At 71.3% G+C, this 24,018-nt stretch carries 20 protein-coding genes; 11 read left to right on the forward strand and 9 right to left on the reverse strand.

Features of this window, described 5'->3' with window-relative positions; genetic code table 11:
• The first annotated feature begins 53 nt into the window (after positions 1–53).
• The 5 genes from ABZ858_RS20470 to ABZ858_RS20490 all read left to right on the forward strand — a co-directional run bounded on the left by ABZ858_RS20470 (position 54) and on the right by ABZ858_RS20490 (position 5,426).
• Positions 54–1,517, forward strand: a complete 1,464-nt coding sequence (locus ABZ858_RS20470) for an MFS transporter (RefSeq protein WP_361380130.1) — start codon at positions 54–56, stop codon at positions 1,515–1,517.
• A gap of 40 nt (positions 1,518–1,557) precedes the next feature.
• A complete protein-coding gene (locus ABZ858_RS20475; RefSeq protein ID WP_361380133.1) occupies positions 1,558–2,328 on the forward strand; it encodes an SDR family oxidoreductase in 771 nt (256 codons plus the stop codon).
• Between the two features lie 85 nt (positions 2,329–2,413).
• Positions 2,414–3,022: a TetR family transcriptional regulator gene (locus tag ABZ858_RS20480; protein ID WP_361380136.1), complete on the forward strand. Its 609-nt coding sequence runs from the start codon at positions 2,414–2,416 to the stop codon at positions 3,020–3,022.
• Positions 3,019–4,305: an MFS transporter gene (locus ABZ858_RS20485; RefSeq protein ID WP_361380139.1), complete on the forward strand. Its 1,287-nt coding sequence runs from the start codon at positions 3,019–3,021 to the stop codon at positions 4,303–4,305. The genes ABZ858_RS20480 and ABZ858_RS20485 overlap by 4 nt, the downstream gene beginning before the upstream one ends.
• A complete protein-coding gene (locus ABZ858_RS20490; protein ID WP_361380142.1) occupies positions 4,260–5,426 on the forward strand; it encodes an epoxide hydrolase family protein in 1,167 nt (388 codons plus the stop codon). The genes ABZ858_RS20485 and ABZ858_RS20490 overlap by 46 nt, the downstream gene beginning before the upstream one ends.
• Before the next feature lie 30 nt (positions 5,427–5,456).
• On the opposite strand, the gene ABZ858_RS20495 is transcribed toward ABZ858_RS20490, so the two are convergent.
• Positions 5,457–5,891, reverse strand: a complete 435-nt coding sequence (locus tag ABZ858_RS20495; protein ID WP_361380146.1) for a MarR family transcriptional regulator — start codon at positions 5,889–5,891, stop codon at positions 5,457–5,459.
• Between the two features lie 89 nt (positions 5,892–5,980).
• Between ABZ858_RS20495 and ABZ858_RS20500 the strand changes: the two genes are divergently transcribed.
• Positions 5,981–6,820 carry an alpha/beta fold hydrolase gene (locus tag ABZ858_RS20500; protein ID WP_361380149.1) on the forward strand — a complete coding sequence of 280 codons (840 nt, stop codon included), beginning with the start codon at positions 5,981–5,983 and terminating at the stop codon, positions 6,818–6,820.
• 70 nt (positions 6,821–6,890) lie between these two features.
• Here the strand turns inward: ABZ858_RS20500 and ABZ858_RS20505 are convergent, their stop codons facing one another.
• From ABZ858_RS20505 to ABZ858_RS20520, 4 genes are all read right to left on the reverse strand, one after another.
• Entirely contained in the window at positions 6,891–7,079 is a 189-nt protein-coding gene (locus ABZ858_RS20505) for a hypothetical protein (protein WP_361380152.1), read from the reverse strand.
• A gap of 21 nt (positions 7,080–7,100) precedes the next feature.
• On the reverse strand, positions 7,101–8,300 hold the full coding sequence (locus tag ABZ858_RS20510; RefSeq protein WP_361380155.1) for a hypothetical protein: 1,200 nt from the start codon (positions 8,298–8,300) through the stop codon (positions 7,101–7,103).
• Positions 8,301–8,637: 337 nt separating this feature from the next.
• On the reverse strand, positions 8,638–9,348 hold the full coding sequence (locus ABZ858_RS20515; protein WP_361380158.1) for a response regulator transcription factor: 711 nt from the start codon (positions 9,346–9,348) through the stop codon (positions 8,638–8,640).
• Positions 9,345–10,640 (reverse strand): sensor histidine kinase, encoded by a 1,296-nt coding sequence (locus tag ABZ858_RS20520; RefSeq protein WP_361380161.1) that lies wholly within the window; start codon positions 10,638–10,640, stop codon positions 9,345–9,347. The genes ABZ858_RS20515 and ABZ858_RS20520 overlap by 4 nt, the downstream gene beginning before the upstream one ends.
• Before the next feature lie 318 nt (positions 10,641–10,958).
• On the opposite strand from ABZ858_RS20520, the gene ABZ858_RS20525 reads away from it, so the two are divergent.
• The 3 genes from ABZ858_RS20525 (at position 10,959) to ABZ858_RS20535 (ending at position 16,140) form a co-directional block, all read left to right on the forward strand.
• A complete protein-coding gene (locus tag ABZ858_RS20525) occupies positions 10,959–11,651 on the forward strand; it encodes an ABC transporter ATP-binding protein (RefSeq protein WP_361380164.1) in 693 nt (230 codons plus the stop codon).
• On the forward strand, positions 11,648–14,065 hold the full coding sequence (locus tag ABZ858_RS20530) for an FtsX-like permease family protein (protein ID WP_361380167.1): 2,418 nt from the start codon (positions 11,648–11,650) through the stop codon (positions 14,063–14,065). The genes ABZ858_RS20525 and ABZ858_RS20530 overlap by 4 nt, the downstream gene beginning before the upstream one ends.
• 413 nt (positions 14,066–14,478) lie before the next feature.
• Positions 14,479–16,140, forward strand: a complete 1,662-nt coding sequence (locus tag ABZ858_RS20535) for a beta-propeller fold lactonase family protein (protein ID WP_361380170.1) — start codon at positions 14,479–14,481, stop codon at positions 16,138–16,140.
• A gap of 209 nt (positions 16,141–16,349) precedes the next feature.
• Here the strand turns inward: ABZ858_RS20535 and ABZ858_RS20540 are convergent, their stop codons facing one another.
• Entirely contained in the window at positions 16,350–17,504 is a 1,155-nt protein-coding gene (locus ABZ858_RS20540) for a hypothetical protein (protein ID WP_361380173.1), read from the reverse strand.
• Complete coding sequence (locus ABZ858_RS20545) at positions 17,501–18,940, reverse strand: hypothetical protein (protein ID WP_361380176.1); 1,440 nt, start codon at positions 18,938–18,940, stop codon at positions 17,501–17,503. Before ABZ858_RS20545 ends, ABZ858_RS20540 begins: the two co-directional genes overlap by 4 nt.
• Positions 18,941–19,250: 310 nt before the next feature.
• Here ABZ858_RS20545 and ABZ858_RS20550 point away from each other — a divergent pair, with 310 nt between their 5' ends.
• The gene (locus tag ABZ858_RS20550; protein ID WP_361380179.1) at positions 19,251–19,646 is read left to right on the forward strand and encodes a hypothetical protein; all 396 of its coding nucleotides are present in this window, start codon (positions 19,251–19,253) and stop codon (positions 19,644–19,646) included.
• A gap of 183 nt (positions 19,647–19,829) precedes the next feature.
• Here ABZ858_RS20550 and gap read toward each other — a convergent pair whose 3' ends face one another.
• Positions 19,830–20,828, reverse strand: coding sequence for a type I glyceraldehyde-3-phosphate dehydrogenase (gene gap, locus ABZ858_RS20555; RefSeq protein ID WP_361380182.1), 999 nt, complete (start codon positions 20,826–20,828; stop codon positions 19,830–19,832).
• Positions 20,829–21,020: 192 nt separating this feature from the next.
• Positions 21,021–21,977 carry a helix-turn-helix domain-containing protein gene (locus ABZ858_RS20560; RefSeq protein ID WP_361380185.1) on the reverse strand — a complete coding sequence of 319 codons (957 nt, stop codon included), beginning with the start codon at positions 21,975–21,977 and terminating at the stop codon, positions 21,021–21,023.
• Positions 21,978–22,580: 603 nt separating this feature from the next.
• Between ABZ858_RS20560 and ABZ858_RS20565 the strand changes: the two genes are divergently transcribed.
• The gene (locus tag ABZ858_RS20565; protein WP_361380188.1) at positions 22,581–23,594 is read left to right on the forward strand and encodes a glycosyltransferase; all 1,014 of its coding nucleotides are present in this window, start codon (positions 22,581–22,583) and stop codon (positions 23,592–23,594) included.
• Positions 23,595–24,018 lie beyond the last annotated feature (424 nt).

Raw genomic sequence — 24,018 nt, forward strand, 5'->3', positions numbered from 1 at the left:
CACAGCCGTCCCTCCACCAACCCGCCCGACCGCCACCGGAGGAAGGCAGAGCAGTGAAACAGACCCGCGAACTCGCCACCGCACCCGCCCATGAGGCCGGAGCCGGCCCAGAGGCGTCTCCCGCGCCCGGCACCCTGGCCCTGCTGGTCCTGTGCGCGGCGCACTTCATGGACGCCATCGACCTGTCCGACGTGGGCGTGGCCCTGCCGGCCATTCAGCGCGACCTCGGCATGGCGTCGGCGTCCCTGCAGTGGGTCGTCTCCGCCTACGCACTCGGCTACGGCGGATTCCTCCTCCTGGGCGGCCGGGTCGCCGACCTGTTCGGCCGGCGGCGCGCCTTCCTGACCGCGGTCGCCGTCTTCGGCGTGGTCAGCGTGCTGGGAGCGCTCGCTCCGACCGGCGCCCTGCTGATCGCGGCACGGCTGGTGAAGGGCGTGGCCGCGGGCTTCCTGGCCCCGGCGGCCCTCTCCCTGATCACCACCGGCCGGCCGGAGGGCCCGCGGCGTGGCCGTGCCCTGGGGTGGTACGCCACCGCGGGCGCCTGCGGCTTCGTCGGGGGCCTCGTCCTCGGCGGCGTCCTGACCGCGCTCTCGTGGCGGCTGGTCTTCGCTCTCCCGGTGCCCATCGCCGTGGTGGCGTTCCTCGCCGGGCGCCGTCTGCTCCCGGCGGGTCCCCGGGGCGGCGCCCGGAGCAGCACCCGCGAGAAGATCGACGTTCCCGGCGCGCTGACGGCCACCGGCGGCCTGGTGCTCCTGGTCTACGCCCTCACGCAGGCTCCGTCGCACGGCTGGCTGTCGGTCCGCACCCTCGTCCTCGTCGCCGCGGCAGCCGGCCTGCTCGTGCTGTTCCTCCGCGTCGAGTCCCGGTCGCGCAGGCCCCTGGTCCCCCTGCACTTCCTCACCGGGCGCGCGACCGCGGGCACCAACCTGACGATCTTCGCCATGTGGGGCGCCTACACGTCGTTCGCGTTCCTCGCCACGCTCTACCTGCAGAACGTGCTGGACTGGTCACCGCTGTGGACCGCCGGTGCCTTCGTCCCGCTCGGCCTCGCCAACGGTGCGCTCGCGCCGTACGCGGGACGGCTCGCGGCCCGGTTCGGCGTTCACCGGATGATCCCCGCCGGAATGCTGCTCCTCGCGCTGTCCTACGCGCTGTTCTTCCGCATCGGCCCCGACAGTCCCTTCCTCACCGTGGTCCTGCCGGTCATGATCGTCAACGGGATCGGTACCGCGGCGACGTTCCCCGCGCTGAACATGAGCGCGGTGGCCGGGGTGCCCGACCGGGACCAGGGGCTGGCCGGGGCCCTGCTCAACACGTTCATGCAGATCGGCGGGGCCGTCGTCCTCGCCCTCGTCACCGCGGTCGTCGACGCCGGACAGCGGTCGGACCCGGGCCACCCGCTGGCGGGCTACGGCCCCGGCACCGCCGTCATCGTCGCCACCGTGCTGGCCGGTCTGACCGGCACCCTCCTCATCCGGCACCGAACCGACAGCCCCGCCCCCGACCGCGACCACTGACAGCACGGCCCCTCACCCCCACCCCACCAGGGAGTACCGCATGACTTCCACGCCCCCACCCCCCGAAGCAGCCGAGTTCGCCGGGAAGACCGCCCTCGTCACAGGCGCCGCGCGCGGTGTCGGCAAGGAGACCGTGGCACTCCTCCACGAACGCGGCGCACGCGTCGTCGCCCTCGACGTACGGCCCGAACTCGCGTCCCTGCGGGAGGAGTTCCCCGGGGTGCTGACGGTGACCGGCGACGTCACCGAGGAAGAGACGGCCACCCGTGCGGTGCAGTCCGCCGTCGATGCCTTCGGCGGACTGGACATCCTGGTCAACAACGCCGGTCGCACCCTGAACAAGCCCGTCACGCGGACCACCGCCGAGGACTGGGACAGCGTGATGTCCGTCAACGCCCGCGGCGCCTTCTTCTTCGCCCGCGAGGCCTTCCGGACCATGGAGGAGGGCGGCGGTGGCGGAGCCATCGTCAGCACCGGTTCCTACGCGTCCACGGTCGGCCTGCCCGAGGGAGCCGCGTACAGCGCGTCGAAGGGCGCTCTGGCCCAGCTGACCAAGGTGCTGGCGCTGGAGGGCGGTCCTCTCGGCATCCGCGCGAACCTCGTCGCCGCGGGCGTCGTCGAGACCGACTTCCTCGACACCTTCCGCCCCGACAGCCGCGCCTATCTCGCCTCCTTCGCCGGCGCCCATCCGCTGGGCAGGGTGGCACAGCCCCGGGAGATCGCGGAGGTCTTGTGCTTCCTCGTCTCGCCGCGGTCCGCCTTCGTCACGGGCGCCGTGCTCGCCGCCGACGGCGGCTTCACCGCGGCCTGAGCAGCTCCGCAGGCCCAGCCGGCCCAGCCGGCCCAGCCTCAACAGATAAGAACATCTGTTCCTTACGTAGTGTACTTTTGTTCTTATGGATGAGGCGGAGATACCCGACGGGCGGACGACAGCGGCCGACGAAGGGCGCCGAGCGCGCCGGTACGACCCGCGGCGCAGGGAGCGCGTGCTCGACGCCGCGCTGGAGGTGCTCGTCGAGGACGGCGTCGCCGGGCTCACGCACCGCAAGGTCGCCGCCCGTGCGGACGTACCGCTGGGCTCCGTCACGTACCACTTCGCGAGCCTGGCCGAACTGCGCACGCACGCGTTCGCCTGGTACGTCGAGCAGCGGACCGCCGAGTACGAGGCGCTCTTCACCGGGGTGGCGTCGCGCGAGGACCTGATCGACGTGCTGGTGGAGCAGGTCAGCGAAGTGCCGTCCCGGTACCGCAGCGCGGTCCTCGGCTTCGAGTTGCATTTGGCCGCACTGCGCGATCCCGCGCTGCGCGCGCTGACCCACGGGTGGACCGCCTCCAGCCGGGCGGTGCTGGCCCGTTTCACCACCCCGGAGACCGCCGCCCGTCTCGACGCCCTCCTGGAAGGAATGATCATGCACGCGCTGCTGTCCACGGAGCCGGAACCGCGCGAGGTGACACGGGCAGCCATCGTGCAGGCACTCGGCCCGGCCGCCGGACCGGCTGCGTGAACACGCCCCCAGGGGACCCGTACGCCCGCGAGACCACGCGCGCCGTACGGTCGACCCACCTGGTGTTCGCCCTGCTGGGCCTGGCCGGGGCGTCGTGGGCGTCCCGCCTGCCGCAACTCCGCGACCGGCTGGATCTGGACGCCGCGTCGGTGGGCCTTCTCCTGCTGCTCCTCGCGGTCGGTGGCCTGGTGGCACTGCCCCTGGCCGGCCCGCTCGTCGCACGCGTCGGGCCGCGCCGGGCCGTCACCGCGGTGGCCGTGCTCGTCGGCGCCGGACTCGGCGCGGTGGCCGTCGGCTTCGCCCTCTGGCCACCGCTGCTCCTCACCGGACTCTTCGTGCTGGGCACCGCCACGGGTTTCTGGGACGTCGCGGTCGCCGTGCATGCCGCCGCCCTCGAACGTCGGCTCGGGCGCGCCCTGATGCCCCGCTTCTTCGCCGGGTTCAGCCTCGGCACCGTGGCGGGCGCCTGCCTCGGCGCGCTCATGACGGTCCTGCGCGTACCGGTGAGCCTGCACCTCGGCGCGGTGGCCGTGCTCGTGACCCTGCTGACACCCGCGGCCGCCCGGCACTTCCTCCCACGGCCTGCTGCTGACACGGCACGGGTACCGCGAGGGAAGGCGCGAGCGGCCGGATCACAGGCATGGCGCGACCCGCGCACGGTCGCCCTCGGTCTCCTCGCTCTCGCCTTCGCGCTGGCGGAAGGCGCGGGCAGCAACTGGATCAGCCTCGCCGTCATCGACCGCCACCGCGCCACCGCCGCCGTCGGCACCCTCGCCTACGCCGCGTTCCTCACGGCGCTCACACTGGGCCGTTGGCTGGGACCGCTGCTCATCGACCGCCTGGGCAGACCCGGTGCACTGCGCGCGGCGGCCGCCACCGCCTGCCTCGGGATCGCCCTGTTCGCGACCGGACCCCGGCTTTGGACAGGCTTCGCCGGCGCACTGCTGTGGGGAGCGGGCGCCGCACTCGGCTTCCCCCTCGGCCTGAGTGCCGGCGCCGACGATCCCGCCCGCGCGGCCGCCCGGGTCGGGGTGATCACCTCGATCGGCTACTGCGGCTTCGTCTGCGGCCCGCCACTGATCGGAACCCTCGCCGACCGAACCGGCCTCGCACCGGCCCTGCTGGCGATCGCCGTCGTCATAGCCGCCTCCCCCGCACTCGCGGGCGCGGTACGCACCACCCCGCAGGCCACGGACAAAGAAAAAGAACAGGCCACGAACAAAGAAAAGGAGCACCCTTGTCGACCGCCGCGCCCCTCATCCAAGTCAGTGACGCCGACCTGAACGACCTCCGTGCCCGGCTGCGTGCCACCCGGTGGCCCGAACCCTGGCCGGTCGACGGCTGGGAGGCGGGCACCGACACGGCCGAACTCCGCCGGCTCGTCGGCTACTGGGCCACCGACTACGCGTGGCGAACCCACGAAGCCGCCGTCAACGCCCTGCCCTCCCACTTCGCCGACATCGACGGCACACCGGTGCACTACCTCCGTTACGAGGCCGAACACCCGGACGCCCTGCCGATCGTGCTCACCCACGGCTGGCCGAGCACCGTCCTGGAACTCACCACGCTCGCCGAACGACTGGCCACCCCGTCCCGCCACGGAGGCGACGCCCGCGACGCCTTCACCGTGATCGTCCCCTCGCTGCCCGGCTTCGCCTTCTCCCCCCAACGCCCCACCCTGACCGACGCCGAGCAGACCCATGACCTCTGGCACCGGCTGATGCACGACCACCTCGGTTTCCGCCACTACGCGGCACACGGCGGAGACCTGGGCGCCGGCATCACCTCACGGCTGGCCGAGGCACACCCCGAGGCGGTCGTCGGCATCCACCTGCTCGCCGCCGCGGCCCCCGCCGACGCCGACCCGGCCTCGCTGACCCCCGAGGAGACGGCCTTCCTCGCCTCTACCGCGGCCTGGCAGACAGAGGAAGGCGGCTACATGCACCAGCACAACACCCGCCCCCTCACCCTCGCCCCGGCCCTGGCCGACTCACCCGCCGGGCTGCTCTCCTGGATCACGGAGAAGTACCGCGCGTGGAGCGACTGCGGAGGCGACCTGTCCACACGCTTCAGCGACGACTTCCTCCTCACCCAGGCGTCCCTCTACTGGTTCACCGGCACGATCTCCACGTCCTTCCGGCCGTACTACGAGTACGCGCACCACCTGACCCGGCGAGTGCGGCGGGTGGAGGTCCCCACGGCCCTCGCCCTGTTCCCCGCCGACCTCGCCCGACCGCCGCGCAGCTGGGCCGAGCGCACCTACCACCTGACGCGCTACACCCACATGCCCCGCGGCGGCCACTTCGCCGCCCACGAGGAACCCGCCCTGCTCGCCGACGACATCACCGCGTTCCTCCGCGACCTCCGCTCGCCACTGCGCCGGGTCTCGCGGCCGGGTAGGTGAGCGTGGACGCGGACAGAAGGAAGGGGGCCGTCACGCGGTACGCGCCCGCCCGGTGGCCTCCAGCACCGCGGCCAGGAAGCGGCGTACCGTCTCCAACTCGCCCTGCTCAAAGCCTTCCGCGGCCACCACCACCTCCCCGATCACCGATCCGAAGAAGCTCCATCCGAGGTCCATGGCCTTCTCCTCCACCTCCAGCAGGACGCGCCGCCGGTCTGCCGTGTCCCTGCTGCGCCGAACCAGTCCGAGCCGCTCCAGCCGGTCCACCAGGGCAGTGGTCCCGGCGGAGTTCAGGCGCAGTTGCTCCCCGAGCCGGCCGGGCGTGGCCCGCGTACCGCCGCGTGCCGCGTCCAGCAGTTGGATCAACGCCCGTACATCGGTGGGATGCAGCCCGTGGCGCGCCGCGAACTCGGCGGCCAGCAGGTCGAATTCCACGGTGACCGCGCGCAGCAGGTGAACCAGTCCCATCGCCGGACTCTGATCGTCCATGCACACTCCCCTCGATCCGGCGATAATATCTCGCTGAACGAGATTATCGCCCATCGAGGGGAATGCTCATGTCTCTGTCCCCGTCCCGTGCCGCCTTCGCCGTTGCCTACGACGAGCTGCGCGCCCTCTGGCCCGAGTCCACCGAGGAACGCGATGTCGCCACGCCGTACGGGCGCACTCGGATCCATGTGTACGGCCCCGCGGACGGCAGCCCACTGGTGCTGCTGCCCGGCGGCTCGGCCACCGGCCTCGCCTGGTTCGCCAACGCGCCGGCCCTCGGTGCGCGGCACCGGGTGCACGCGGTGGATCTGATGGGTGACGCCGGCCGCACCGAACGCCGGGGCACACCGCTCAAGAGCGCCGACGACATGACGGCTTGGCTGGACGCACTCCTGGACGGTCTCGGGCTCGCCCGCACGCGCCTGTGCGGTCACTCCTACGGTGCCTTGCTGGCCGCCCGGTACGCCCTGCACGCGCCCCGACGCGTCGACCGCCTCGCTCTCATAGACCCCACCCAGGTCTTCGCCGGTTTCCACCCCGGCTACCTGCTGCGCGCGCTGCCCACCCTGATCCGCCCGAGCGAGGCCCGCGCCCGCGCCTTCCTGGCCTGGGAGACGGCAGGCACCCACCCGGACGAGACCTGGCAGCGCCTCTACGCACTGGCCACCACGGTGCCCGGCCGCAAGCTGTTCCCCGGTCCCCGCCCCCGGGCCGCCGACCTCCCCATGCCGACCCTCGTCCTGCTCGCGGAGCACAGTCGCGCCCACCAGGCCGAGAAGGTCGCCGCCCGGGCCCGCCGGACCCTCCCCCAGGGTGAGGTGACCGTACTCCCCGGAGCCACCCACCACTCCCTGCCACTCACCGCACCCGAACAACTGAACAACCGATTGCTGGAATTCCTGGCCTGACAGCACCCAGCGTCAGGGGCCACGGTCTCTCCGTACCCGGCGCTCCTGCGCACGTCCCCGACCCAACAGATCAGTTGGGTCCGCGACGGTGCTTGGCGTATGCCTGGTCGATCAGGGCCAGGAACTCGTCGATACTCTGCGGCCGCCGCTCGATCTCATGCTGTGTCGCTCGCGTGACGATGCTCCGCCACGGCTCCTGCGGCGGCAGGAGTGGAATGTTCGCCTGCGGCCATTCACGGGTGAGGGCCCACGCGGCCACGCGTCCGAGGCTGTAGATGTCCTATGCGGGAACGGCGTCATGCGGCTTGACGGACAGCTCAGGCGGAGCGAACCCGAGGGTGCCTATGTACGCGCCGGTGCGGCCGATGAAGGTGGTACGGCCACGGGCCCGCCGCACAGTGCCCCAGTCGGCCAGCGTCCACCGCCCGTGCAGCAGGAGAATGTTCGACGGCTTGAGGTCGCGGTGGCGCCAGCCGTGCCGGTGGGCCTCGGCCAGAACGGACGCCACCGCCTTGATCATGCCGGTCAGCTGCTTCGGGTCCTCCAGCTGAAGGGCCTGCTCTTCCGCGGTCGCCTCGGCCAGCGGCATGACGAACCACTGATGTGCGGCGTCGAAGTCGAGAACCGGCATGACATGCGGATGCTCGTGCAACATACGGGAGATCTCGATCTCACGTCCCATCCGGGCGGCCGCCTTCTTTCCCGGCGAGATCCGCCGCTTGAACGCGACCTCCATGCCCGACGCTTTGTGAACGCCCCGGAAAACTTCCGCTTGGCCGCCCTTCTTGGGGATACGCTCCAGGGCGTAGTCCTTTTTCACTCCGCGCGCGGCCTCGATCACCTCGCGGTAGCGCCCCAGAATCGGTGGTACTTCCTCCAGCGGCCCCACGGCACGTGCGAGCAGGCGACGGCTGAACCGGTCGATGAACCGCCGCACGGTCATCTCTGCGTTCGGTTCCCGCACGGCCCCATCGGCGTAGCAGGTGTAGGCGATCTCGTCGTAGAGCTCATCACCGCGGAACTGGTTCAGTGCCTCTTCGAGCCTCGGCTGGACGTATGTGCTTTCGCCCTGCTCCAGCATGATGAAGAGCCCGAGCTGCGGCGGCAACCCACCGTGGTCATGAGAACTCCGCGCGAAGAAGGCTCGTGACGCCAGCTCGTGGATCCGGTTCGCCAAGTTCTTCGAGGCGGAGATCCGGGGAAGTGGAGTGAAATCGATGGCTCCGAGCGGAATTTCGTCCTTGGCTACGACGATGTCCCAGCGGGTTTTCCCCAGACCGAAGGAACTCGGCAGATGCGCGGCAGGGCCCACCCGCACCCAGGAGCGATCGATGCCACGTTCGACAAGCGCATCGGCTGTTGCATCGATGACAGACGCCAGGTTCCGCGCGCCCACAGCACGGCGCTGGAGCGCGTCGTAGTCCCGCGTGTTGCGGTCGACCCAGTAGTTCCGGGCCGCGGCCGCCAACGCCTCTGTCATCAGATCTCCCTCTCTGCGTGAACACCGCCCGCCCGACTGCCCGCACTGACCGGCCCCCGGCCGCCTCGGTTCCCGCACCCGGCAGTCACTCGGTCCCGTACGACCAGGGTCACGTACCCACTACCGCCCAGGATGCCGGCGCTCGCCACGGCCCACAGGTCCAGCAGCCGGCTCCGGCGGCGCCCCCAACTTCGTACGCTCGGCGCGTCGGCCGTGCCCGCCAGGCACCGCAGCAGGAAGAGCCCGGCGCCGAGGGTGCGCACCCCGTTCCAGCCGACGTGAGCGTGCACCACGCCGGCCAGGGCTGAACCGATCGCCCCTCCGGCGAAGTAGCACGTCATATAGGCCGAGGTGATACGTCCGCTGCTCCCCGGCCCGGGGCGATCAGGCCCGTCTCGTAGGCGAAGACGACGGCCTGGACGCGGTCGCGCAGGTCCAGCTTGGACAGGATGCGGCCGACGTGGCTCTTGATCGTGGTCGGGCTCAGGAACAGCTGGGCGGCGAGTTCGGCGTTGCTGAGGCCCGTCGCGAGCAGGCGCAGTACTTCGAGTTCACGCGGGGTCAGGATGGAGAGATCGCGGTGCGGGGCGATGGTCTGCGGCGCGTCGTGGCGGGCGAAGCGCTCGATCAGCCGGCGGGTGATCGTGGGCGCGAGGAGCGCGTCGCCGGACTGCACCAGGCGTAGGGCGGCGACCAGGTGTTCGGGGGTGACGTCCTTGAGCAGGAACCCGCTGGCGCCGGCCGTGAGCGCGTCGTAGACGTAGTGGTCGAGGTCGTATGTGGTGAGGATGATGACCCGGGTCTCCCGCGTGCTTTCGCTCCCGAGGATGCGCCGGGTGGCCTCGATGCCGTCCATCTCCGGCATCCGGATGTCCATGAGGACGATGTCGGGCCGTGTGTCGCGGACCGCGGCGACGGCCGCGGCCCCGTCGGCCGCCTCGGCTGTCACTTCGATGCCGTCCGCGGCCAGGATCATCTTGAAGCCGGTACGTACGAGAGCCTGGTCGTCCGCGATGACGGCGCGCAGTGGTGGCCTGTCCGCTGTCATTCCGCGCTCCTCGGGATGCGTGCCGTGACCCGGTAGCCGCCGGACTGTGTCGGCTCGGCCGTCAACTCGCCCTGGTAGACGGCCAGCCGCTCGCGCAGCCCGATGTGGCCGCGGCCGCTGCTCTCCACCGGTGAGGAGTCCTTGGTGCCGCCGGTGTCCGTGATTTCGATCTCCAGATCGTCGTCGGTGTGGGCGATGGAGACGGACGCCTCCGCGCCGCGCGCGTGCTTGATCGTGTTGGTCAGCGCCTCCTGCACGACGCGGTAGGCCGCGAGGTCCACTCCCGGTGGCAGTGGCTCCGGCGGCAGCGACATCCCGACGCTCACGGGCGTCCCGGCGGCCCGTACCCGTGCGATCAGCGCGTCGAGCTGGGCGAGTCCGGGCTGCGGCTCCAGGCCGTCAGGACGCTCGTAGTCCGGGGCCGTCAACAGGCCCATCACGTGCCGCAGTTCGGCCATCGCTGCCCGGCCGCCCGCCTCGACGGCCAGCAACGCCTCCTTGGACTGCTCGGGCACCACATCCATCACCTTGCGCGCCGCGCCCGCCTGGATCACCATCACGCTCACATTGTGGCTCACGACGTCGTGCAGTTCGGCGGCGATTCGGGCACGCTCCTCCGCCACGGCCCGGCGCATGGCCTCCTCCTGGGCCGCCTGCAATTCGGTGACCCGGTCCCGGCTGGCCGCCAACCGCAGTTGCAGGAAGCGGACCAGGCTGGCGAGCATCCCGGCCACCAGCAGCACGAATCCCGGGCTCGACCATCCGGGGACCACCGGGTCCGCGTCCCGGAAAGCGAAACCCGACAACGCGGCGGCCATCACCAGAACGGCGATCGCCAACGTCCGGTAACGGCTGTACACGATGGCGCTGTAGGCAGCGATGACGCAGGCCAGCACGGTTGTCCAGGAGGCGGAGCCGCCGATGGCCAGGGTCGCGGCCAGTACGGTCACGAACACGGTCAGCGCGTACCGGCGCCGGAGCACCAGTGGCAGCGTCGACAGGACGACAAGGGCCCAGGGCACCGGGGGGAGGCTCGCGTCCACGGGTGCCTCGCCGGGGCCGGGTGGCGGCGGAGCCGGGACGCCGGTCCCGAGGTCGACCGTGGGGGGATGGATGTCCGCCGGTCCGCTGCCGGGGTAACGCACCGCGACGAACAGGGCGATGGCGGTCAGTACGACGGCCAGCACCGCATCGACGCGCACCGCTCGCCCGGTCAGCGGGGGCGCCTTCGCCTCGGGGCGCAGCGCGTCGGTCAGCTTCTGACGTCGGCTGCGCCGGGCTTCCGTCTCCATCCGCACATTGTGCTGTGCTCGGCGCCCGGCCCGCGTCCGCCTTGATGACCGGGGAGTTGTCCCCGAGGTCTACTCCTCGGGTAGGAGTCCGCGCCAGGATCGTCCGCGGGGAGGGGCCGATCTTGTTTCCGCGGCCGACGCGCGCGACGGGCGACCGCCTCTAGGTTCGCAGGGCCGGCAGCGACACGGCCGGCAACCCCTTCGTCGGCCCGACCCATTGGTGGCCCAACCCCGCTGGTGAGCCAACCCCTCTGGTGAGCAACCCCCTTGGCCGGCGACGACACCTGCCTCTCACGACCGTAAGGACGGACGACCCGCATGGACCACGTGATCGAACTGGAGGGTGTGGTGAAGCGTCACGACAGCGCCGGCGCGCCGGTGCTCGGACCGCTCACGCTCAGTGTCGCCAAGGGTGAGGCCCTCGCCGTGACGGGTCCTTCCGGCAGCGGCAAGTCCACGCTGCTGAATCTCGTCGCGGGCCTGGACAGGCCGACCGACGGCACTGTGTTCGTGGCCGGGCGGCGGATCGACCGGTTGAGCGAGTACTCCCTCGCCAGGTTCCGTCGCGCGCACATCGGCATGGCCTTCCAGTTCTTCCATCTTCTCGACGACCTCACCGTCACCGACAACATCCAGCTGCCGGCCCAGCTGACCGGGACCGGCAGGCGAGCGGCAGCTGCTCGGGCGGGTGAACTCATGCAGATGCTGGGCATTCACAAGCACGCCCGCGCCTACCCGGGCCGGCTGTCCGGAGGAGAGCGCCAACGGGTGGGTATCGCGCGGGCGTTGATCAACCGGCCCGCGCTGCTGCTCGCCGACGAGCCCACCGGTGCGCTCGACACCGCCTCGGGCCACGACGTCCGCGATCTGCTGAGGGAGCTGCACCGCGGTGGCCAGACCATCGTGCTGGTGACGCACGACCTGGCGCTGGCGAAGGCGTGCGCGAGCCGCACGGTCCACTTGGTCGACGGGCACGTCGCCCTCGACACGCACGCGCAGGCGGTCCGATGAGCCTGTTCGGTCACCGTGCGCTGGGCCGGGTCGTACGTTCCGGGGTGGGCCGGCGGCGGGTGCAGACCGTCGTGGTCGCCGTGGCCACGATGATGGCCGTGGCCTCGGCCGTGGTGGCCGGGTCGTTGATGGTCGCCGCGTCCGCGCCCTTCGACCACGCCTTCGCACGGCAGCGGGGCGCGCACCTCACCGCGCAGTTCGATCCGGCCAGGGCGAGTGCGGCGCGGCTGGCCCGGACCGGGGAGCTGGCCGGTGTCACCGCGAGCGCGGGGCCGTACCCCTCCACGGCGTTCCGCCCGGTGGACCGGACGGGCTTCCGCCTGCCGACGCTGACCCTGGTCGGGCGGTCCGGTCCGGCCGGTGACGTGGACCGCGTGGAGCTGAAGTCCGGCCGGTGGGTGCGGAAACCGGGCGAGATCGTGCTCAGCGCGTCGTTCGAGGGGCCGGGCGTCGGGGTCGGCTCCCCCCTCAAGGCTTCGGACTCGGCGAACGCCCCGACCCTTTCGGTCGTCGGCTTCGCCGTGTCGGCCGGCAGGAGCGCCGACGCCTGGACGGTCCCGGCGCAGGTCCACGCGCTGGCCGCGCGGGGCGAGCACCTCACGAGTCAGATGCTCTACCGCGTCGACTCCGCGGCCACGAAGGAGCAGATCCTCGCGGAGCGGGCGAGGCTCGCCGCCTCGGTGGGGCCGGGGGCGCTGCTGGGTACGCAGTCCTGGCTGGACACCAAGCGCGCCGCGGATCAAGGCGCGGCGGCGACCGTTCCGTTCGTGATGGCTTTCGGTGTGCTCGGCATCGTCATGTCGGTGGTCATCGTCAGCAGTGTGATCAGTGGTGCGGTCGGCACCGGGCTGCGCAGGATCGGCATCCTCAAGGCCATCGGCTTCACGCCGGGCGAGGTCGTCCGTGCTTACGTGGCCCAGGCGATGATCCCGGCCGGCGCCGGCATCACCGTGGGCGTCCTGCTGGGCAATTTCCTGGCCGTGCCGCTGCTGGCGGACACGGAGTCGGTGTACGGCACCGTCTCGCTGTCGGTGGCCTGGGGGGTGGACGTCGCGGTGCCGGTGGCCGCGCTGCTCGTCGTGGGGCTCGCGGCGCTGGTTCCCGCCCGGCGGGCCGGAAGGCTGCGCACGGTCGAGGCCATCGCGGTCGGCCGGGCGCCCCGCTCGGGGCGCGGGCAGTGGGTGCACCGGATGCTGGGGCGGCTGCCGCTGCCCCGGCCGGTGACCTACGGCCTCGCCGCCCCGTTCACGCATCCGGTCCGTGCCCTGGCGATGCTGCTCGCGGTGGCGTTCGGGACGGTCGCGGCGACCTTCGCGGTGGGGCTGACCTCGTCCCTGAGCGCGGTCGGCGCCTCGCAGGACCCCGAGAGCCGCGCCGCGATCACGGTCACGACGGTCAGGCTGAACGAAGCCACTCCTCCCCCGCCGCCACCTGTAGCGGGCGACGAGCCGAGCCCGTCCGCCGTGGGCGGCAGCGCGGCCGGCCCGTCCGGACCCATGGCCGCCGACCCGTCGAAGGTACGGTCCGCCATCACGTCACAGCCCGGCCTGGCGTCGTACTACGGCAAGCTACGGACCGAGGTCGCCGTGGCCGGGATCTCCGGCTCGGTCCGGGCCAGTCTCTACGAAGGCGACGCACGCGCCGGCGGCTACGAGCTGCTCGCCGGGCACTGGATCACCGGCAGGGGCCAGGTCGTGGTGCCCACACGGTTCCTGGAGCGGACCAGCACCAAGCTCGGTGACACGGTGCGGGTGACCTACGAGAAGCAGAGCGCCGAGCTGCGGATCGTGGGTGAGTCCTTCGACACCTCCGGCAACGAACTGGAGATCCACGCGGACATGGCCGACTTCCCTTCGGCCGAACCCACCACCTTCCTGGTCGAGTTGAAGTCCGGTGTCTCGGCCGACGCGTACGCCCACAGGCTGGCGGCGGCGGTACGGCCGCTGGGCGGCGACGCCACGACCGTTGCCCCGGCTGGGCAGAAGGGGGTCGTCCTCATCATGGATGCGATGGCGGTGCTGCTCACCGGCATGCTGGTGTGCGTGGCCGGCCTCGGCGTGCTGAACTCCGTCGTCCTCGACACCCGGGAACGCGTCCATGACCTGGGCGTCTGCAAGGCGATCGGCATGACACCGAGGCAGACGGTGAGCCTCGTGCTCTCCTCGGTGACCGTGATCGGGGTGACCGGCGCGCTGGTGGGCGTGCCGGCGGGGTACACGCTGCACAGCCTCGTCATGCCGGTGATGGGGCGCGCCGTGGGCACCGGCATGCCGTCACTCGTCCTCGATGTGTACACGCCGGTCCGGCTGTTCCTGCTGGGACTGGGAGGCGTCGTACTCGCGGTGCTGGGCGCGCTGGTCCCGGCCGGCTGGGCGGCCAGGGTCCCTGCGGTGACAGCGCTGCGCACCGAGTGACCGTGGCCGCGTCACCTTCGGTGCACTTCGTCGCGGAGCGCGGCAGCCACGGCGACCTCCGTGCCGGCGAGCCCGACGGAAGCCCATGCCTGCGGCCCCGCACCCACCAGCCCGAGCCGTACGGGACCGGGTCTGGCCGCCGCATCCACGGCTAGGCGCCGACGGCACCGGTGCGGCCGGAGACACGTGGTCCGTCCCAGGTCCTACGCCAGAGGTTGCAGGGCACGCGAAGCCTCTGGTCCATCTCCCCGGAGCCGGAGCCGAGTTCCGCCACCGCGCGGCCCTGCCGGGTGGTAGCGGCCAGGTGGTAGCGGCCGGCTGCCGGTGGTGGGACCGTGTGACCGCGCTGCTGCCGGTTCCTGGGGACTTGCGGTTCCCGCCGTCGTGGTGCGGACCCAGAGGAAGGGGCCCCGATGTTCTGGACGTTACTCGCCCGCCCGCCGCGCCGTAGAGTGCGCCACCGCTTCTCCGCCCTGATGGTGAGCCTGGTGCTGGCGGCCACCGGCGTGGCCGGTCTGGCCACCGCCGACGCCGCCGCCGCTGCCCCGACCGGTCCCCTGGTCTACGTCGCCAACAGCGGCTCCGGCAACGTCTCGGCGGTCGACAGCAGCACCAACACCACCACGGCCACCATCCCGGTGGGCGGCACGCCCCAGGACGTGGCCGTCAACCCGGCCGGTACCAAGGCGTACGTCACCGACACCGGCAGCGGCACGGTGTCGGTGATCAGCACCGCGACCGGGGCCGTGACCGCCACCGTCCCCGTCGGCGCCCTCCCCGACGCTGTGGCCGTCACCCCGGACGGCACCCAGGTGTACGTCACCAACCTCGGCGACAACACCGTCTCGGTGATCAGCACCGCCACGGACAGCGTCACCGCCACCGTCGCCGTGGGCGTGCGCCCCGTCGGCGTGGCCGTCAATCCGGCCGGGACCCAGGTCTACGTCACCAACGACAGCGACACCAACACCCTCTGGGTGATCAGCACCGCGACCAACACCGTCACCTCCTCCATACCCCTGCCCGCCCACGCGTACGGGGTGGCCTTCAACCCGGCCGGTACGCTCGCCTACGTCGCCCTGGTCAACGGCTACTCGGTCGCGGTGATCAACACCGCCGGCGGCACGGTGGCCTCGACCGTCCGGGTCGGCACCTCCCCTCGGGGAGTGGCCCTCTCCCCCGACGGCACACTCGTCTACGTCGCCAACTACTCCGACGGCACGGTCTCGGTGATCAACACCGCCACCGGCACCGTCACCGCGACCGTCCCGGCCGGGTCCGGACCGGAGGCAGTGGCGTTCAACCCGGGCGGCACCCGGGCGTACATCACCGATGTCAACACGAACACCGTGACGGTGATCGACACCGCCACCAGTACCGTCGCGTCCACCTTCACCGTCGGCGCCCATCCGGCCGGGATCGCCTTCGTCCCCGTGGCCCTCCCCACCGTGACCGCTGTCAGCCCGGCCGGCGGACCTACCTCCGGCGGCACGAGCGTCACCATCACCGGAACGAATCTGTCCGGCGCCGCGATCACCTTCGGCGGCCACCCGGCCACCGCCGTGATCTGCACCGCCACCACCTGCACCGCCACCGCGCCGGCCGGAACCGCGGGCACCGTCGACGTCCGGGCCGCCACGACGGCCGGCACCAGCGCGATCAGCCCGGCCGACCACTACACCTACGCCGACGCCGACCTGGGCGTGACCCTGGCGGCCACCGGCGTTCCCGGCCTGCTCAACGGCCACATCGACTACACCATCACCGTCAAGAACAACGGCCCCTCGGCCCTGACGTCCGCCACCGTCACCGCCACCCTCCCGTCCCCGATGACCGCCACCAGCAGTTCCTGCGCCACCACCAGTGGTCACGTCACGTGCGCCCTCGGGGCCCTGGCGCCCGGCGCCACCACCACTCGCGCCTTCACCGCCCCGGTCGGCCTGCTCACCCTGGCCCTGCCGTACACCGTCACCGTGACGCGCACTGCCAGCAGCCCCGTGGACACCAACCCCGCCAACGACACCGCCACCCGCACCTGCACCGTGGTCACCTCGCTGACGATCGACTGCGGCTGACACCGACACCACCGGAGCGCTGCCCTCGCGGTCCCTCGGCCGGGAGGTCGGCGCATTCGGAGGTGCGTGACCGCGTCGGTGGCAGCGTGCGGACGCTCACACGGGCCAGTCGGGCCACGCGCCCCACGGTCAGATGCCCTTCCACACCCGCAACCATGCGGCATCACGCCACGTGAGGGTCGAGCGCTCCGCTCCCCGTGCCGCGCCGCTCATCCGGTCCGTCCTCGTCGTCCTTGCTTGCGGTATCCGTCCAAGACGTCCTGCCGGAGCAGGAGACCGAAGCCGGCGGACTCCAGCCGCAGGCCCAACTGGGTCTCGTCGATGCCGAGATCGGACGCGGTGTCCGCGAGGTGCCAGTCGTTGGCGGCGAGCCTGCTGAGAAGGTGACCGCGTCGGACCTGGGTCTCGGACAGGCGAAATGTCTTGAGGTAGGCGGTCCTGCCCGAGTCGTCGATGATGGCCTCACCGATGTGGTTCTCCTGCTTGGGGCGGAACGGCGGCAGGAAGCGGGAGAGCGTGAAGCGTCCCATCCGGTACACCGACTGCCAGGTGTACGTATGCTCCAGCAGGCCGGTAGCCATGGTGGTGTCGTGGAAGTGCGTCCAGGCATCTTCCTGCTCGGCAACCGCCGTACGCAGGTCGGCCAGGGAGCGGACCCGCGAGTCGGGGATGCGGGCCCGGAAGTCCTGCACGGGCGGCATCAGCGTGCCGTAGTGGTGGATCAGTTCGCCGTACAGGTCTTGCAGAAGCGTCGGGTGGAGTGCGCGGTAGTCGTCGGGATGCGGGACCGCGAACGCCGCAGCGAGGGCATCGGCGGCGTAGACCAGCACGCCACATTGGCCGGGATGGATCTCGAAGACGCGCAGTGCGTCAGCGAGTCCGCGTACTTCGGCACCCACATAGGCTTCCTCGACGCGTGGGGAGAGCCCTTGGCGGATCGCACGCTGCGACCACTCCCGCCAGGCGAGCGAGGGACCGCCGAAGTGCAGTGCCAGGTAGCCTTCCAGCGCCAGATGCATGGGGAGGAACCGCAGCCGGTCCTTGGCCTGGCGGCGGGCCATGCGGCGGTGGAAGTGCAGGCCCGTCGTGGCGGCGGGAGCGGCCCTGTTGTCGGCCGAGAGCTGGGTGCCGTAGGCGGCTGCCGGCGTGCCGTCACCGGTCCACGTGGCGACGAAGCCGTGCGGGATGTAGGAGACATAGGCATGGTGCGGGCCGACCTCGACCAGGCCGGACACGTCGTCGTACAGCTCGGGGCGCAGGCGGAGATCCTCGACGGGTTCGTCCCGCAGGAGCGGCACCAGACGGACGGCGCCCCAGACCTGGGAGGGTCCGGTGGCCAGGCCGGTCAGGTCCAGTGTGGTCATCGCGCCTGCTCCTGCTGGTGCCCGTTCAGCATCCGGGCCGCACGGGTGTCCATGTAAGTGATCAGTTCGGTCAGCCCGGTGCGGCCTTCGGCGAACTGGGCGAGTTCCACCAGTGCGGGAAGGTCCTCGGCGTCACGGATGCCCGCGGTGGGCACCGACGCGGACAGCCGGCGTACGTCGAAATCGGCGGCGTCGTATACGGGGTTGAGATGCACGATGCTGGTGCGACGCTCGGGGTCGAGCCGGGTCCGCCAGATGCGCAGCACTTCGGCGGCCAGGCCGGGAGGTGCGTTGTCCCATCCGTCGGAGACGATCACCAGCCTTGACGGGGTGGTGTCCAGGGCGTCGAGGATCCGTCGGCCCAGTGGCGTCGGCCCGTACGGACGGGTCAGCAGTGCGTCGGTCCGCCCGGACGTCCACAGTCCGGTGTAGCTGCCGGCAAGGGCCGCGAGCAGGTAGTGGCAGGCCAGTGCCACGGCCAGCGGTCGACGACGCTTGTGAGCCGAACCGGACGCGGAAAAGCTGTCGTCCAGGACGGCGGTGACCTTGCCCCAGCTCCCCTGGTGCGAGCCGGCCATCCGGTCGGCGGCCGATTCCAGGGCGCGGGTCAGCTCGGCGCGTCGGCGCACGCGGTCCTCGACCGGCAGCGAGAGCACATAGGTCGCCAGGCGGGTCAGCGGCATCCCGGCCAGGTCGGCTCGTACCGCTGTGGTCCCGCGCCTGTGCGCGGACTCCTGCAAGCGCAGGGTCTCCAGGCGGGTCATCCGTGGAGCTATGCGCTCCAGGAAGACGTCCCGCGAGATGCCGTGCTGGGCGGCGAAGCCTTCGGCGGTCGTATAGGGAAGCTCGTACAGGGCGGCCTGCTCGTAGTGCGCGCGGCGCCACGTCTCCAGGAGAGGTGTCGCGTAGTGCGAGCGGGTCAGGGGCGCGAACACGAACGTCCGCAGTTCCTCACCGGCGGGGGCCAGGTGCGCGTGGCGTAGGGCTCGCTTGAGGCCGCCGCGGTACTTCACGGCGTCGAACGCCAGGTCCTGGCGGGCGGACAGCCAGTCACGCATGATGGCGCGGCTGCGGCGGTTGTTCACCCGGGCCCGGCGCAGGGCGTCGAAGAGTCCGTACACACGTTGCGGCGGCAGCATCGCCAGCCGGGACGCGATCAGACGACCCTCGCGGCGGCGCTGTTCGGCAGTGGCCTCACCCGTGGTTTCCAGCAGCCGCCGGATGATGAGGACCGCGTTGTGGTCGTTGATGTCGAGCGCGAGGACTCCGGCGTACAAGTCCCGGTAGTTGCCCAGCATGTACGCATGGAGGAAGTCCAGGGACAGCCGCTGCTCGTCCGTGTCGCTGTGGAATTCACGCTGGCTCGTGGAGGTGATCGCCGCGTTGACGAAGAGCAGTACGTCGTCGGCTGCGACGAGGTCCCCGTACGAATCCATCCCGTTCTTCCCCCAAGGGTGCGGATGCCGGCCGGGGAATGGGGGCACGAGCTGCGAATCATTGCTTCATAGGCAGGTTCCGGAAGTCGCACCGGAGTCCCGCGGCCGGCTCCAGAACCGTAACAGAGCAGGCCACAGGCCCTCGACTGATTTCCGCACGACCGGCCAAACCGACTCGGCCTGGCCTTCCACCTGGACATTCCGGTCGGCGCACACACCCACTTGGGCACCGCCGTCGTGCAGTTCACCGACCGGCGCGGTGAGGGCGCAACGGCACCCGTGACGCCGACGCGCACTTACGATGCCACCCGTGGACAACCTGAGAGAACTCTGCGAGCGCGTCCTGCGCGACCTGTCGGTGGGTGTGAACGCGGTGCCGTCCGTCACCTTCTCCGCCGCCGAGTCGGACGGTTACACGGAGATCTTCCTCCAGGACGAGACGGGAATGGGCGTGGGCTTCCTGGTGGACGCGTCGGCGCCCGAGGCGGAGATCCTCTACGAGATGGCCTACCGCATCCCGGACGCCTACGTCGACTTCCATGCCATCGGACTCCCCGTGGTACCGGGCACCGGGCGCCCCGCAGTCCCGAGGGTCGTGGCGGACACGGTCGTCTGGGAGGACCCGAACGAGAGCGGCAGTTGGTCCTGCCCGGTCGGGCGGTACCGGCTGGCCTGGGAACAGTGGCAGGAGGATTGCCGTCACTGACACCGATATGTCGTTGCGGCCTGCCGATTCCGGCGTATTCCTGCCGAAGTTGCCGTGGCCGACTTCCGGTCGTGCTCCCCGCCGCCGCGGTGAGCACGTGCCTGGCCGAATGGGTTACGGAGCGCCCGCAGGCGGTGCCGGCCGGTGTGGTCGCGGAGGCCGCGGCACCGTACCGGCCCCTGGTCAGCGGGTGGCGAGGAGTTCGAGTGTGTCGATCACGCGGTTCGAGAAGCCCCACTCGTTGTCGTACCACGCGACCACCTTGACGTGGCGGCCGTCGACGCGGGTGAGGGCCGAGTCGAAGATCGACGAGGCGGGGTTGCCCGTGATGTCGGACGACACCAGCGGGTCGTCCGAGTATTCGAGGATGCCGGCGAGCGGTCCCTCCGCCGCGGTGCGGTACGCCGCCAGCACGTCGTCGCGGGTCACCTCGCGGGCGACGGTCGTGTTGAGTTCGACGATCGAGCCCACCGGCACCGGTACACGGATCGAGTCGCCGGACAGCTTGCCGTCGAGGTTCGGCAGCACCAGGCCGATCGCCTTGGCGGCGCCGGTCGTGGTCGGCACGATGTTGACACCGGCGGCCCGGGCGCGGCGCGCGTCGCGGTGCGGGCCGTCCTGGAGGTTCTGCTCCTGCGTGTAGGCGTGCACCGTCGTCATGAACCCGTGCTCGATGCCGGCGAGTTCGTCGAGGACCGCGGCCAGCGGCGCGAGCGCGTTGGTGGTGCAGGAGGCGTTCGAGACGATCGTGTGCGCGGCCGGGTCGTAGGCGTCGGTGTTGACTCCGAACGCGAGCGTGACGTCGGCGCCGTCCGACGGCGCGCTGACCAGGACCTTCTTCGCGCCCGCGGCGAGGTGGGCGCGGGCGGCCCCGGCCGAGGTGAAGCGGCCGGTGGCTTCCAGGACGATGTCGACGCCGAGGTCGGCCCACGGCAGCTGCGCCGGTTCGCGCTCGGCCAGCACCGTGATCCGGCGGCCGTCGACGACGAGGGCGTTCCCGTCGACGGTCACCGGGCGCCCGAGCCGGCCGGCCGTGCTGTCGTAGGCGAGCAGCCGGGCGAGCGTGGCGGGCTCCGTCAGGTCGTTGACGGCGACGATCTCCAGGACGCTGTCGCGCTCCAGCAGTGCGCGCAGCACATTGCGTCCGATGCGGCCGAATCCGTTGATGGCGATGCGAGTCATGAGTGATGCCCCTTCCGTTCTCCACCAGCGTCGCCCGTGGCGCGCGCCGCTGACAGTGGCGGGAACGCCATGGTTCAAAAGGATCCCGCCACGATGCCGCCACGATCCCGGCAAGGCCCCGGCAAGGCCCCGGCACACGCTCCCTGGCACCGCGGGCCCGCCCCGGAGCCCGGCCCCGGGGTGCCGCGCAGGTCACTCGCCCCGGGTGAAGGTGCGCCGGTACTCGCTCGGTGTGGTGCCGAGGATGCGCTGGAAGTGCAGGCGCAGGTTGGCTCCGGTGCCGAGCCCGACGTCGGCGGCGATCTGTTCCACGCTGCGCTGCGAGGGCTCCAGCAGCTCGCGGGCCAGGTCGATCCGGGCGCGCATCACCCACTGCATCGGCGTGTAGCCGGTCTCCTCGACGAAACGCCGGGAGAACGTGCGCGGCGAGACCTCGGCCTGCCGCGCCAGCGTGTCGAGGGTGAGGGGCTCACCGAGCCGGTGCAGCGCCCACTCGCGGGTGGCGGCGAAGCGCTCGCCGAGCGGCTCGGGGACGCTGCGCGGCACGTACTGGGCCTGGCCGCCACTGCGATAGGGGGCGGCGACCAGACGCCGGGCCGCGTGGTTGGACGCGGCCACTCCGAGGTCGCCCCGCAGGATGTGCAGGCACAGATCGATGCCGGAGGCGGCACCGGCCGAGGTGAGCACGGTGCCCTCGTCGACGAACAGGACGTTCTCGTCGACCCGGACCAGCGGATGCCTGGCCGCGAGTGCCCGTGTGTAGTGCCAGTGCGTCGTCGCGCGCCTGCCGTCGAGCAGGCCCGTGGCGGCGAGCGCGAAGGCACCCGTCGAGATGGCGGCCAGCCGCGCGCCCCGGTCGTGGGCGGCGATCAGCGCCTCGACCACGGCCCGCGGCGGGTCGTCGCGGTCCGGGGCCCGGTAGCCGGGGACGAAGACGACGTCGGCCCACGCGAGTGCTTCGAGGCCGTGGGCGACGTAGTACGCGAGGCCGTCGCCGCCGGCCACGAGACCGGGATTCGCCCCGCACACCCGCACCTCGTACGGCATGCTCGCGCGGGTCGTGAAAACCTGCGCCGGAATCCCGACGTCGAGCGGCTTCGCACCCTCCAGCACGAGGACGGCGACGCGATGCAGGCGGGAGACTGGCACAGGAAGAGGTTACGCGGGCTGTCACCTCGGCAGGCCTCCTGCCTGCGGCGACCTCTTTGCCTCCTTCGACTGGCTCAGGTCGTCGGGGCCGGTGGGAGCGCCGCTGGAGGTTCGGCACGACTGTCCGGAGCCGCGCCGACCGGTCGCGTTTTCGGAGCGGCAGAGCACACCAAGGCGGTTGTCACCGTCCCGTCACAGTCCTGAGTCGGTGAAACCCCTGCCTGGCCCCCTATATCTCCCTGGTCACCAGCAGGTCTTCGTCGCGGAGGGGCTCACGCACCATCGTCACGTCTCCGGCTACGCCGAGTAGCGGCGCCGCCGGCACGCCGGCCTGCGCTCAGCGCCCGCGCTCAGGCGCACCATCACCTGAATCTGTGAAATACCCGTTGCCGAAGCCTGTCAGGAGCACCTGTGGCATTACGCATAGCCGTCACCGCCGAGCCGATACCTTCACATGTGTCGGCCCTGGATTACGTCATCGGCCCGGCCCTCGAACAGGGCCATGAGGTCACGCTCCACGCCCCTGTCATGTTCCGCCGCGAAGCCGAGCGACGAGGCGTGGAGTTCCGTAGGGCCGGAACAAACTGGACTTGCGATCCCGCCGTGCAGCAGACGGTCAGTGACATCTGGAAGGAATCCGGGAACGGCCCCCTCAACCGGTATGTCTTCGGCCAGCTCTGGCCGGCCCAGGCAGGCGCGAAGGCCCAGGACCTGATCACCGCGTGGACCCGGGCGCGGCCCGATCTGGTGATAGCCGAGTGCAGTGACCTCGGAGCGCACCTCGCCGCTCAGGTCCTGCGGCTGCCCCTGTTCGCGGCGGACAACGGCCTCGGCCCGGTACTCCTGAGTCTCTGGGAGACCGACATCCAGCCCTCTTTGACCAGCCTCCACAAGCGACTCGGTCAGGACACACCGCCGGAGTTGCCCCCGCTCCTCGTCCCGGCACCGCTCCCGTGGTTCTACGAGACACCGCCTCCGTCCTCCCGGGCCGTTCGGCGTACCGTCGCCGAACACCGAAGGGCTCTTCCCGGCGCCCCGACCCCGACCCGCTCCCCCGCATCCGCATCCGCATCTACATCCGCATCCGCATCCCGCCCGCTCGTGTACGTGAGCCTCGGAACTCTGGCGACCGCGATGCCCGGCCTGCGTACCGTCGTCGAGAAGGTGTACGAGGAGATCATCGCGGCACTCGCCGGCATCGACTGTGACGTGATCGTGTCCGCCGGCGATCTCGCGGAACACCTGCGGAGTGCGGGGCCCCGGGTCGAGATCGTCGAGTACGTTCCGCAGCCCGTGCTCCTGCGTAGCGTCGATCTGTTCGTCACGCACGGAGGGCGAGCGTCCCTCCTCGACGCGGTGGAGAGCGCAACGCCGGTGCTGGCGATGGGTGTTCTCGGTGACCAGCCTGACAACGCTGTCGCGTTCGCCCGGCGCGGCCTCGGCCTGGCGCTGGACCTGATGGCGACGCGCGAGGAGATCGCCGGCGCCGTGACAACCATTCTCAGGAGCCCGCACCGCGCTGCCGCCGTGAGCCGCGCAGCCGCCGAACTGTCCCGACTGCCGGCGCTCGACCTCACGGAACTGCGTGACACGGCGGCCTCACGGGATGGTGGATGACCGCGATCGGGTCGTCTCGGCTCAGCTCGGCTCAGCTCGGCTCGTTCTGGGGCCCCTCCCGGCCCGGCGATCCGGCCGGCCTTCCGCCCTCAGCTGTCCCTCACAACCCGTCCGTGCCTACTGAGCTGGTGATGCGCAGACAGGAGATTCAACAGAAAGAAGACAACTCCGACGCCCGTCGCGCATACATGCAAGGTCGTGGCGTCCGGATCCGCCAAAGCGAGTGCACACGCGATGACTTCAGCGACAGTGGCCACCGCGAACACCCACCTGAACCACCGCAGCCTCGTCACCGTGCGAGCCGGCAGCGGATAGCGAGATCTCGACTGCGTCTCCATGTCCGCCGCCTGCCCCTGCCTCCCTGCTCCATGCCCTCGCGCGCCGAGTTGTCGTCGCCGGCATGAGCAGGGAATCAGGGACCGGC

The sequence above is a fragment of the Streptomyces sp. NPDC047017 genome, from assembly GCF_040644175.1.
Classification (GTDB): domain Bacteria; phylum Actinomycetota; class Actinomycetes; order Streptomycetales; family Streptomycetaceae; genus Streptomyces.